Here is a 13,506-nt window from a genome sequence, read left to right as displayed (position 1 = left end):
TGGTATGATAAGAAGGACATTATTTACAGGGAAAATGTAAATAAGTAAACAAATTAATATAATAATGAACAAATAAACTTAGTGAACTTACAACGTGACGGAGGGAATTTTCATGCAACACAAGTGGTACAATGCCACTGAGATAGAAGTAGGCTTAAATTCGAAGCGAAGTTTTTATATAGAAACAATAGAGGTGAGCCATTTATCAGCATTGGCTTTTTTTGCGGCGGGTGAATCGCTTTATGGGAAACGGAGATTTTATTGGCAAAATCGTGAAAAAACGTTTACATTGGTTGGTTTAGGGCATGCCTATGTAATCGAAAATAACGATGGTGAAAATCGTTTCGACAAAGTAGAGCGTGAATGGAAAAAATTGACGAACCAAATTGTTCAAGAAGAACAAGAATTACAGCCGATTTTATTTGGTGGCTTTACGTTTGATCCAAAAAACGAAGTATCCGGGGAATGGTCAAATTTCCCTCAAAGCTATTTTACAGTGGCGACACATCAATTAGTCATTCGTAATGAAAAAGCGTATGTTACGATTCATTTAATTACGGATAATGAAAATAGTGTAGCGATTTTTGATGATTTACGAAAAGAACGGGATGCATTCATTCATGCTGCACAGGCAACGGATGCAAAAACGTACGCAAAACCATCGATGATTAGCTATGAGGAACCACATAAAGAAGCATATTTACAATCCATTGATCAAGTTACGGATTTAATTAAAGCAAATGAGGCCCAAAAGGTTGTCATTGCACGTTCATTAGCGTTGCAATTTGAGCAAGCCATTACATCCCCTCAAATTTTATCACATGTTGAAAATGAACAGCCTGATAGCTATTTATTTGGATTAGAGCACAAAGACATGCTGTTTTACGGGGCATCACCTGAACGCTTAGTGAAAGTCGAAAATGGTCTAGCTTTTTCTTCATGTGTCGCAGGTTCGATTAAGCGCGGTAAAACAGCAGAAGATGATGAGGTGCTTGGTCAAAGCTTATTAAATGATACAAAAAATCGCGGAGAGCACCATTATGTAGTGGAAATGATTACAGAAACATTCGAAAAAAATTGCTCAGATGTTAAAGTGCCAAACAATCCAAAATTGCTGAAAATAAGAGATATCCAGCATTTATATACACCGGTAGAAGGAAAGTTACGTGAGGATGCGACGATTTTACAATTCGTAAAGCATTTGCACCCTACTCCTGCTCTCGGTGGTGTTCCAAGAATGCAGGCACTCGAAATGATTCGAAAATATGAGCCAATGAATCGCGGACTTTATGCGGCGCCAATTGGTTGGTTGGACGCAGATGGTAATGGAGAGTTTGCCGTAGCAATTCGTTCGGCTGCTTTAGTGAAGGACAAGGCTTATTTATATGCAGGAGGCGGCATTGTAGCGGATTCTGACGCAGCTTCAGAGTATGACGAAACGCTGGTGAAGTTCCGTCCAATGTTACGCGCTCTAGGGGGGCAATTAGATGAATGAACGTGAAACTTTAACAAATTATGTGTATAAAATTGTCGCAACGCTTGTGCAAAATGGTGTTAAAAATGTGGTCGTTAGTCCTGGATCACGCTCAACACCACTTGCTTATGCGTTTGCGTCAACAGAAGCGTTACAAATGCATCGACAAGTAGATGAACGTGCGGCAGCCTTTTATGCGTTAGGTTTAGCAAAAGCAACAGGGAAGCCAGTCGTGCTTTTATGTACGTCTGGCACAGCAGCAGCCAATTACTATCCAGCCATTATCGAGGCAAAATATGCACGTGTTCCACTCATCGTTTTAACGGCGGATCGTCCACATGAATTGCGTGAAGTTGGCGCGCCGCAAACGATTAATCAAGTGCGCATTTACGGTGAAAATGTAAAATGGTCGGTAGAATTTCCGATTCCAGATGACGCACCGCGAACATTACCGTTTATCGAGCGACATACAGTGCGCGCGGTTAATATTGCGATGACTGCCCCGTATGGACCGGTTCATCTGAATATTCCGTTCCGTGAGCCATTATTAATCGACTTTCAAGAAACTTTACCGAAATCAACTTTTGCTAGCAGCTATATAAGTGAGTTAGCTCCTTCAAAAGCAGCGATTTCTGAATTAGCGCAATTGATTAATCAAACGCGTACAGGGTTAATTATTGTAGGGGAATTACCACTTGGTACGGACACGACTTATTTATGGGATTTCATTCGCAAAGTACAATGGCCTGTCATGATTGAAAGCTTATCGAATTTACGCACAGAAGTACCTGAAGACTGCCAGCTTTACGCGATTTCTACATATGATGCATTAATGAAAAACGACCGATTTAAACGCAATGTCGCACCACAAACCGTTATTCGCTTTGGCGCCCAGCCTGTATCGAAGTTTTTAATGCAATTTATTGAGCGTGCTCAGCCGCAAAGCTATGTCATAATTGATGAAGACCCAATGTATCGTGATTCAACACATGTATCTACTCATTTTATTCAAGCGCTTATTGGACAATGGTTAGCGGACATGCCAATTGATAATCGATTAACAGAGGCTCCGTTTGCGCAATTTTGGAAAATGGCTGATTTACTTGCATTAGATGTCATTGAAAAATATGCAGATGATGCTATAGATGAAGGAGCCATGGTGCAAGCCATGCTCGAAAATTTACCGAATGAAGCGGATTTATTCGTAAGCAGTAGTATGCCAATTCGTGATTTAGATACGTTTTTGACTACTTCTAAAAAAGATTTACAAGTGTTTGCGAATCGAGGGGCGAATGGTATTGACGGGGTCATGTCAACGGCGCTTGGATTTAGCAAAGGGCGACCACAGCGTCAAACGTATATCTTAATCGGGGATTTAGCTTTTTTACATGATGTAAATGCCTTTATTGCTACGCGTTATCAACCATGTGACGTGACGGTAGTTATCATGAATAATGATGGTGGGGGCATCTTCTCCTATTTACCACAAGCATCGGTGGAAGCGCATTATGAGGATTTATTCGGTACGCCAACAGCACTTACTTTCGAACAAGTTGCAACGATGTATGAATTTGACTATAGCAAGGCATCGAATGTCGAAGAACTAGTTACAGCCTTACAACAACCGAAACAAAGTGCTGTGAAGATAATTGAAGGATTTACGAATCGCGCGGACAATGTGACGGAACATCGTGCATTATGGAACCGCATTCAAGAGGTGCTAAACGAATGGCTCGATTCATTATAAATGAGCAAACGGTGCATGTAGAAGTTTTTAATGACGGGGCTAAAAATACGCTCGTACTATTACATGGTTTTACAGGTAGTACGAAAACGTGGCATCATGTTGTGAAGGAACTGCCTACTTCAGTTAAAGTCATCGCGATTGATTTAATAGGGCATGGGCAAAGTACAGCGCCACAAACGATAGATGCCTATTCCATGGAAGCGCAAATTCAATTGTTAGAAGATCTGTTTGAGCAGTTAGTAGTTCAGTCGTTCACACTTGTTGGTTATTCAATGGGGGGGCGTGTTGCACTTAGTTATACTGCACGTTTCCCTAAGCGCGTAACACAGCTAATCTTGGAGAGTGCATCACCTGGACTTGAAGGACAAGCAGAACGATTGGCTCGAAAAAATGCCGATGATGCGTTAGCCGATAAAATTGTTCACAATGGTTTGCAATCATTTATTGAAAAGTGGGAGAACATCCCCCTTTTCGCCACACAAAAGCAGTTGTCACCGATCATTCAAGCAGAAATACGCAATGAACGAATGATGCAACGAGAAATAGGTTTAGCAAATAGTTTGCGCGGGATGGGTACAGGTGTCATGCCATCCTTGTGGAACGAACTGCAACATCTTGCAATGCCTGTTACATTAATTACGGGTGAATTGGACCAGAAATTTATTGCGTTGAATGAACAAATGCAACAGCAACTTCCAAATGCAAAACATATCCTTGTCCCAGCAGTTGGACATGCAATTCATGTGGAAAATCCGACAAAGTTTGCTACAATAGTAAAGGAAACGATTTCACAAATTTAAATAAGTAAGGGGATTTCATAATGACGAAGCAACGTTTATGGACTTCATTACATACGTATGAAGACATTAAGTATGAGTTTTATAACGGTATCGCAAAAATTACGATTAACCGTCCAGAAGTACGCAATGCATTCCGCCCAAAAACAACAGCGGAAATGATCGATGCATTCACTCGTGCACGTGATGATGAGCGTGTAGGTACGATTATTTTAACTGGTGAAGGTGAGCACGCATTCTGTTCAGGCGGCGACCAAAAAGTTCGCGGTAACGGTGGCTATGTAGGCGAAGATAATATTCCTCGTTTAAATGTTTTAGATTTACAAACATTAATCCGTAAAATTCCAAAGCCGGTAGTTGCGATGGTTGCAGGTTATGCAATCGGCGGTGGTCACGTATTACACGTTGTATGTGACTTAACAATTGCTGCTGAAAATGCGCGTTTCGGACAAACAGGTCCAAAAGTAGGCTCATTTGATGCGGGTTACGGTTCAGGCTATTTAGCACGTATCGTTGGCCATAAAAAGGCACGTGAAATTTGGTACTTATGCCGTCAATATGATGCACAAGAAGCACTTGATATGGGCTTAGTTAACACAGTAGTGCCATACGAGCAATTAGAAGACGAAACAGTAAAATGGTGTGAAGAAATGCTTGAAATGTCACCAACTGCATTACGCTTCTTAAAAGCTGCAATGAACGCAGATACAGACGGTTTAGCGGGTATCCAGCAATTAGCTGGTGACGCAACACTTTTATACTACACAACGGATGAAGCAAAAGAAGGTCGTGACGCATTCAAAGAAAAGCGTAAACCTGATTTCGGTCAATTCCCACGTTTCCCTTGATGGATTAGCATTCATCATAAAAGAGCATACAATTTGTGTGCTCTTTTCTTATGGAATAGAAAGTAAAGATTATGTAGAAAATCAATATAATGAATGAGCATCCATGCAGATGAATATAAATAGAGGGATGCGATTCTAATCGGAAAGATGGGGAAAATAATGCAACCAAATTGGATTAAACAACGCGCTTATTTAACGCCGAACCGAATTGCCTTAAGTTTTCACGAGCAACAATGGACATTTCGAGAGCTTTATGAGCAATCTGTTAAAATGGCGTATCAATTAAATGCTTACGGATTATCAAATGGAAAAAGGGTAGCGATTTTAGCTCCATCTACGCCGCAACTTATACAAGTCATATATAGCTGTATGCAAGCACAGTGTGAAATGGTTCTATTAAACAGTCGCCTTTCTAAGCAAGAGTTAGCGTATCAAATTGAAGATGCAGAAGTAGATGCAATTTTAGCTCATGATGACGACCTTGTAAAACTCCAACAAGATGAGCGGATTATTCGATTTTCAAAGCTTGTGCAAAAACAAGGGCAGCCTTTTGACATCGCACAGGAATGGGACGAGCAGTTTGCGATGACGATTATGTATACGTCTGGAACGACAGGTTTTCCAAAGGGCGTTTGCCAAACAGTAGGCAATCATAGTGCCAGTGCAATTAGCTCTGCATTAAATTTAGGCATAAAAGAGCAAGATACATGGCTTTGCACGGTACCGATTTTTCATATAAGTGGTTTTTCGATTGTTGTGAGGTCATTATTGTACGGAATGAAAATACGTTTATATGAAAAATTTGATGGCAAACAATGTGCAGAGGAAATTATCCAAGGTACTGTAACAAAAATGTCCGTCGTTGCTGTGACGTTAGAAATGATTTTAACGGAGATGGAGCAGCAAAATGTAAAGGCAAGTCCAGAGTTTACGACGATGCTTGCCGGTGGAGGCCCCGTGCCAGTAGATTATTTAAAACGGGCTAGTAAGTTGGATATGCCTGTTGCGCAAACATATGGGATGACGGAAACAGCCTCCCAAACGGCAACTTTATCGAATGAGGATGCAATGAGTCATCTCGGTTCTGCTGGAAAACCATTGTTTTTTAATCAAATTCAAATTGCCAAGCAGCAGGGGGAGGAAATTGGCGAAATATTAATACGAGGCCCTCATGTTACCCCGCGTTATATTGGAAAATATAAAGATACGCCAACAATGGTAGATGGCTGGTTGCATACAGGGGATTTGGGCTATTTAGATGCGGACGGTTATTTGTATGTCGTGGATCGACGCGCGGATTTAATCATTTCAGGCGGTGAAAATATATATCCTGCTGAAATTGAAAATTGCCTTTTAGCGCATCCAGGGGTAAAAGAAGCTGGGGTTTGTGGCATTGTTCATGAGAAATGGGGACAAGTTCCAATTGCTTTTATTGTGAAGAGAAATGACGTAACGGAACAAGAAATCATCAACTTCTGTAAACAAAGCCTTGCGAATTATAAAATACCGAAATTGATCTATTTTGTACATGAATTACCGCGGAATGGTTCGAATAAGTTAGTAAGAAGAAATTTACTGCAGCTACTTGATGGGGAAAAATAATTGCAAAGCTGACTGATATACCATTTGGAGGTCTATCTACATGAAAAAGCTAGTATGTTTACTGCTCGTCACAATAGTAATCATTAGTACTTTGCCAACCGCATTTAGTGTTTTTAATACAAATACTGTGTATGCGGATCAAATTTCTACGGAGAAAACGTTAAAAGATGATATTTTAAAACAGATGGGAAATTACAATAAAAACTTTACTTTTTCTTATGAAGGTGACTTTTCAAAATTAAAAACAGTCATTAAAAAAACGATGGATGACATTCGAAAAGAACAGCAATATATTTATGAAAATACGTCAAAATGGGAAATGACGATGAAGTATACGGGCAATAAAGGGACGATTACTTTTAAGATGACGTATTTGACAGACTTAGAGAAAGAATTGTTTGTCAATGCGCAAGTCGATAAAATTTTGCCGAAAATTATTAAAAAAGGCGCGATGGAATTTGAAAAAGTGAAAGCCGTGCATGATTATATCGTTTTAAATGGAAGTTACTCGAGCAAAACGAAAAATAGTCAGTATACAACTTATACATTTTTAACGGAGCAAAAAGGTGTTTGTCAGGCATACGCGTTACTGATGTATAAAATGTTGGAGGAATTAAATGTAGAGGCGAAATACGTCAAAGGTTTTTCAAATAATGAGCATCACGCATGGATTTTAGCGAAAGTAAATGGTGAGTGGTATCATGTGGACCCAACATGGGACGACCCTGTTGGCAATAAAAATGACGAGGTTCGCTATAAATACTTCATGTTAACAGATAAGCAAATGGCGAAAACGCATTTTTGGGAAAAAGATGAATATCCAGCGGCAAAAAGTGAAAAGTACAAAGATTTTCAAGTAGCGAATCATGCATTTACGATTAAAAATCAATTTTATTTCATTAGCGAGAAAGACAAAAAAATGTATCAAATGGACTTAGCGACATTGAAAGTAACAGCCATCGCTAAAATTCAGTTTCAACACAATAAGGAACAATTTTTAATGATGATTTAACTTTGCAAAAGAAAAGAGCTTGAGGAGAAGTCATTTCCTTTCAAGCTCTTTTTAGTGTGTATTGAATTCTTACTACAGATTTCCCTAAAAAATTTTTTTAAATTCTTTTATTTTTTTAACCCAGTTTTAACCTTTCACCTGTAAAATGAATTTGTTAGATAACTATTTTATATAAAATCACACGAAAGGGGCAACATTACATGCAAAAAAAATCAAAGCAACCACTCGCACTATTTGCCATTCTACTTTTACTGATGCAAACGGTATTCACCAGCATACCAGCAGTGGCGATTAGTAACCCGTTACCATTTCAAGTGACAATGACGACAAAAGGTCAACCGTATGTAGAGGGGGAATATGCGGCAACCCCTGTAGAAGTGCAAGTAATTATGACTACTACAGACAGTGCCCAAGTAGAATATTCACAAGATGCAGGGGCAAATTGGCAGACCTTAAATGTGCCACAAACCATGACAGTTGAGGAAGAGGGAGAACATTCTTTGTGGTTCCGCTTAGCGGGTAATGATGAATCACGCCAACAGTATACGATTCATATTGCACCAAAAATGCCACAAACTCTCCAACAGACACAAACGACAACTTCTGACAGCGCTATTATTTATGTGAAAGTAGGGGGTTCAGGGAAGATAGATGGCACAAGCTGGGATGATGCATACGACAGTTTACAATCTGCATTGGATGATGCAAAAGTTAAATCGGCTTCAAGTTCAAATAAAGTTCAAATTTGGTTAGCAGCAGGTACTTATAAACCGACAAAACAAATAATTCCCCCTGATGAAAGTGCTAACAACCGCTTTGCTACCTTCCAAATGAAAAATAATGTAGCAATTTACGGCGGTTTTAAGGGTACAGAAATGGATATAGCAGAACGAGAATTGAATGAAACAGATGAAACAAAGAAAACTATTTTAAGCGGTGATATTGATAATACACCAAGCGATATTAGTGGTAATGCCTACCATGTATTTTATCATCCAGATGACTTAAAATTAGATGCTACAGCTATTTTAGATAGCGTAACGATTACAGGTGGTAATGCAAATGGTAGTGAAATATCTAGTGGTGGGGGCATGTACAATAATAGTAGTAGCCCGAGCTTAACGAATGTAACGTTCAGTGCCAACTCAGCACGAAATGGTGGGGGGATGTACAATAGTAGAAATGGTAGCCCGAGCCTAACGAATGTAACGTTCAATGCCAATAAGGCAAGATTTAATGGTGGGGGGATGTACAATGATAGTAGTAACCCGAGCCTAACGAATGTAACATTCAGTGCCAATGAGGTGGAATATGGTGGGGGGATGTACAATGATAGTAGTAACCCGAGCCTAACGAATGTAACGTTTAGTGCCAATTCAGCAATATATGGTGCAGGTATGCACAATTTTAGAAGTAGCCCGAGCCTAACGAATGTAACGTTCAATGCCAATTCAGCAGCAAAAGATGGTGGGGGCATGTACAATAATAGTAGTAGTAACCCCAACCTAACGAATGTAACGTTCAGTGCCAATGAAGCAAGCAATGGTGGAGGCATGTACAATTATGGTTTCTTATTTTATATTAGTAACCCGAGTCTAACGAATGTAATGTTCAGTGACAATAAGGCAGCAAATAGTGGAGGGGGCATGTACAATTATGGTAGTAACCCGAGTCTAACGAATGTAACCATTAGCGGCAATAAGTCTACTGGAGTTAAAGGAGCTATCTATGGCGGTGGCGGAACAATTCAAAATAGTATAATCGTCGGCAATAATAATGAGCCTGCTATAAAAGGTTATTCAGGCACGATTACTAATAGTTTATTGGATGTAGATGATAATGTCGAAATGAAAGCTAAATTCCATAAGACTAATACGGATATAGATCTAGATACATCTTATACACCTGCAGATATATTTATCGACCCTAGTAATAATGATTATAGATTACGAGCAAACTCACCCGCGATTAATAGAGGGGACAATAATCATTATAGGTCTATTGAGGATGCACCCGATACAGATCTTGCAGGCAAACCTCGTATTCAAGGGGGAAAAATTGATTTAGGCGCACTAGAAGCAGAAAAATATACGATAGTCACACCAAGCATTAAGACACAACCAAAAGATCAAACCGTAAATGTAGGGGAACCTGCTGAATTAAGTGTAGAGGCTATTGATGGGGTGACATTAAGCTACCAGTGGTATAGAAATGCAACCAATGCCAATACTGGAGGTGTACCCATTGACGGGGAAACGAATGTGACCTATACAGCCCCGACAACTGAAGCAGGAGCTACCTATTACTATGTTGAAGTAACCAATGAAGATTCGAATGCAACGGGGGATAAAAAAATTACAGTTCCAAGTAAAGTAGCAAAAGTACAAGTGAATGCCTTGACGAACGCAACCCCACCAAGCATTGATACACAACCAGTAGATCAAGCCATAAATGTAGGGGAATCGGTTGAATTAAGAATAGCGGCTAGTGGTGGGGTAATACTAAGTTATCAGTGGTATAGCAACACAACGAATAGCACGAGTGGAGGCACACCAATTAGTGGGGCAACGAATGCCACTTATACAGTACCAACAACTGCAGTAGGAACTACCTATTACTATGTTGAAGTAACCAATACAGATCCGAGTGCAACAGGGGTTCAAATAGCTACAGTTTCAAGTAAAATAGCAAAAGTACAAGTGAATGCCTTGACGAACGCAACCCCACCAAGCATTGATACCCAACCAGTAGGTAAAACTGTAAATGTAGGGGAATCTTTCGAATTAAGTGTAGAGGCTAGTGATGGGGTAACACTAAGTTATCAGTGGTATAGCAACACAACGAATAGCACGAGTGGAGGCACACCAATTAGTGGGGCAACGAGTGCCACTTATAAAGTACCAACAACCGCAGTAGGCACTACCTATTACTATGTTGTAGTAACCAATACAGATTCGAGTGCAACTGGGATTAAAATAGCTACAGCTACAAGTGATGTGACAAGAATACAGGTGAATGCCTTGACGCACGCAACCCTTCCAAGCATTGATACGCAACCAGTAGATAAAACTGTAAATGTAGGGGAATCTTTTGAATTAAGTGTAGAGGCTAGTGGTGGGGTAACACTAAGTTATCAGTGGTATAGCAACATAACCAATGCCAATATTGGAGGCACACCAATTAGCGGGGCAACGAATACCACTTATACAGCGCCGACAACATCAGCAGGCACTACCTATTACTATGTTGAAGTAACCAATACAGATCCGAGTGCAACAGGGGTTCAAATAGCTATAGTTTCAAGTAAAGTAGCAAAAATACAAGTGAATGCCTTGACGAACGCAACCCCACCAAGCATTGATACACAACCAGAAGATCAAACCGTAAATGTAGGGGAATCTGCTGAATTAAACGTAGTGGCTACTGGTGATGGCGTACTAAGTTATCAGTGGTATAGCAACGAAACGAATAGCACGAGTAATGGCACGCTAATTAGTGGTGCAACGACTGCGACTTATTCAGCACCGACAACTATAGCTGACACTACTTATTATTATGTTGAAGTAACCAATGAAGATCCGAGCGCACCTGGGAAAAAAACAGCTACAGTTAAAAGTCATGTGGCAAAAGTACAAGTAAATGCCTTGACGAACGCAAGCCAACCAAACATTGATACGCAACCAAAAGATAAAATCGTAAATGTAGGAGAAACTGCTGAATTAAACGTAGTGGCTACTGGTGATGGCACACTAAGTTATCAGTGGTATAGCAACGAAACGAACAGCACGAGTAATGGTACGCCAATTAGTGATGCAACGACTGACACTTATAGAGCACCGACAAATAAAGCAGGAACTACTTATTATTATGTTGAGGTAACCAATACAGATCTGAATGCAACAGGGGGACAAACAGCTATGGTTACAAGTGATGTGGCAAAAGTATTGGTGAAAATAGCGCCCCCACCAACACCAGGCGGAGGTAGCAACCCAACACCATCAAACAATAATAACAACGACGATTCACCACCATCCAAAGTCAAAATTACATTAAATACAAATGGTGGTACAATAATTGCCCCAATCGATATAACGTACAATACAAAAGTAAGTGATTTACCAGTACCTACTCGAACAGGTTTCCGTTTTGATGGTTGGTATCAAGATGAGGCGTTAACAAAACCTTGGTCAGAAGATACGCTCGTTCGAGAAAATATCTCGCTCTATGCGAAATGGACGGCATTGCCAGAGGAACAACTAGAGCCACAAACACCTGAGCAGCCGAAACCAGAACAACCAAAACCGCCTGTAACATTCACGGACACGGAGCAACACTGGGCAAAGGAAATGATTGAGGAACTCGCAACACTCGGCATTATTCAAGGGTATGAAGACGGTTCTTTCCGTCCGAATAATCCAATCAGCCGTATGCATGTAGCAGCCCTTTTATCGCGAGCATTTTCATTTGAAACTGTGCGTACACCAGCAAATTTCAAGGATGTATCACCAACACATCCATTCTATAATAAAATCTCTATATTACAACAAGCAGGGATTATTGATGGCGCAAATGGTGCTTTCCTACCAGCAGAAAATATGACGCGTGCCGAACTCGCAAAAGTATTGGTTGGTGTACTAGGCTTCACACCTGAAGGAAAAAGCACGTTTACCGATGTGGATCCCGCACATTGGAGCGCAGGATTTATCGCAGTATTAGAACGTGAAGAGATTGCACTTGGAGATAACGGAAAGTTCAATCCAAACGCCCCTGTAACAAGAGCCGAGTTTGTAGCGTTTTTATCTCGCATACTGCAAATGAAATAACAACGAAAAGAGCTTGAGAGGAAGTCATATCCTTTCAAGCTCTTTTATACTGTGTATTCGTTTGGAAAGCATTTTGATTCTAGGTTCAGCACTAAAAATATTGCTACTTAGTTAAATCATGAATCCGCCAATGCTTTCGTTAACGCATTCATATTTTTCCGCATCAACGTAAAATAATCTTCATTATTCGCGACATCCTCTTTCGTAAGGACACTTAAATTATGCAAAATTAATGTTTCCGCACCTAACTCTTTTTGAATGATTTTCGTTAAATTAGATGAGACATTTTGCTCGAAGAAAATAGAGTGAATGTTTTCCTCTTTTGCTAAATCAACAATTGCTGTTAATTCCTTTTGAGAAGGCTCACTTTGAGAATTTAATCCCGCTATTGCTACTTGCTTTAAACCATAATGCCCCGCTAAATAACCAAATGCTGCATGGGATACGAAAAACGTTTTTTTCGAAGTTGTGGCAGCCATTGATTCTAACTCGTTATGCAGTTCATTTAACTCTGTCAATAACTGTTCATAGTTTTTGTTGAATAGCGCTTCTTGCTCTGGTAACGCCGCCACTAATTCATCTTTAATCGAACGCGCTAATTCCTGAGAGATGATAGGAGAGAGCCACACATGTGCATCATGCTCTTGATGTCCATGATCTTCATCACCGTCATCTTCTTCATGCGCGTGACCTGTTGAAATATCAAGCTGTTCCTCCGTTACATTTGCAGCAGTGGCAACGAATTTCACATCTTCTTTTGCTAATGTTTTCTCCGCATTTTCAACAAAACCTTCAAGGCCTAACCCGATATAATAAAATAAATCGGCATCTGCTAAAGCCATCATATCCTTTTGTGTCGGTTCAAACGTGTGTTCGTTTGCGCCAACAGGGTATATAGAGGAAACATGGACAAAATCCCCACCGATGCGTTCAGTGAAGTATTGTAATGGATAAACCGTAGTGTAAATGGATAATTGATTGTCTGTCGGTTCATTATTATTAGAAGTAGCGGATTGATCTGCGCTACAAGCAGCTAATAATACAGCAAAAATCGAAAGTAAAATAAATATTTTTTTCATAAATGTAAACTCCCTAAATAGTAATTGTTACGATTTAAATTTTTAACATTTTTAATCATACAATATGGTTGCCTAAAACACAATAAAAAAACAGTAACCTTTATTAAATAAATCATGTGGGCTG

At 39.8% G+C, this 13,506-nt stretch carries 8 protein-coding genes; 7 read left to right on the top strand and 1 reads right to left on the bottom strand.

Annotated elements, in window-relative coordinates; all coding sequences use genetic code 11:
- The first annotated feature begins 112 nt into the window (after positions 1-112).
- From MHI10_RS16330 to MHI10_RS16300, 7 genes are all read left to right on the top strand, one after another.
- Entirely contained in the window at positions 113-1,495 is a 1,383-nt protein-coding gene (locus MHI10_RS16330; protein ID WP_340787301.1) for an isochorismate synthase, read from the top strand.
- Positions 1,488-3,221: a 2-succinyl-5-enolpyruvyl-6-hydroxy-3-cyclohexene-1-carboxylic-acid synthase gene (gene menD / locus MHI10_RS16325; protein ID WP_340787299.1), complete on the top strand. Its 1,734-nt coding sequence runs from the start codon at positions 1,488-1,490 to the stop codon at positions 3,219-3,221. The genes MHI10_RS16330 and menD overlap by 8 nt, the downstream gene beginning before the upstream one ends.
- Positions 3,203-4,021 (top strand): 2-succinyl-6-hydroxy-2,4-cyclohexadiene-1-carboxylate synthase, encoded by an 819-nt coding sequence (gene menH, locus MHI10_RS16320; protein WP_340787297.1) that lies wholly within the window; start codon positions 3,203-3,205, stop codon positions 4,019-4,021. The genes menD and menH overlap by 19 nt, the downstream gene beginning before the upstream one ends.
- Positions 4,022-4,041: 20 nt before the next feature.
- Entirely contained in the window at positions 4,042-4,866 is an 825-nt protein-coding gene (gene menB, locus MHI10_RS16315; RefSeq protein WP_340787295.1) for a 1,4-dihydroxy-2-naphthoyl-CoA synthase, read from the top strand.
- A 159-nt stretch (positions 4,867-5,025) separates the two neighbouring features.
- Complete coding sequence (locus MHI10_RS16310) at positions 5,026-6,468, top strand: o-succinylbenzoate--CoA ligase (RefSeq protein WP_340787293.1); 1,443 nt, start codon at positions 5,026-5,028, stop codon at positions 6,466-6,468.
- A gap of 40 nt (positions 6,469-6,508) precedes the next feature.
- On the top strand, positions 6,509-7,480 hold the full coding sequence (locus MHI10_RS16305; RefSeq protein ID WP_340787291.1) for a transglutaminase domain-containing protein: 972 nt from the start codon (positions 6,509-6,511) through the stop codon (positions 7,478-7,480).
- Positions 7,481-7,680: 200 nt separating this feature from the next.
- A complete protein-coding gene (locus MHI10_RS16300) occupies positions 7,681-12,303 on the top strand; it encodes an S-layer homology domain-containing protein (protein ID WP_340787290.1) in 4,623 nt (1,540 codons plus the stop codon).
- A gap of 116 nt (positions 12,304-12,419) precedes the next feature.
- Here MHI10_RS16300 and MHI10_RS16295 read toward each other — a convergent pair whose 3' ends face one another.
- The gene (locus MHI10_RS16295) at positions 12,420-13,382 is read right to left on the bottom strand and encodes a metal ABC transporter solute-binding protein, Zn/Mn family (protein WP_340787288.1); all 963 of its coding nucleotides are present in this window, start codon (positions 13,380-13,382) and stop codon (positions 12,420-12,422) included.
- Positions 13,383-13,506: the final 124 nt, after the last annotated feature.

Origin of the sequence: Solibacillus sp. FSL K6-1523 (assembly GCF_038005225.1) — a bacterium.
GTDB lineage: Bacteria > Bacillota > Bacilli > Bacillales_A > Planococcaceae > Solibacillus.
Note: the sequence above shows the minus strand (reverse complement) of the source record. Positions and strands in the feature narration are given on the sequence as shown.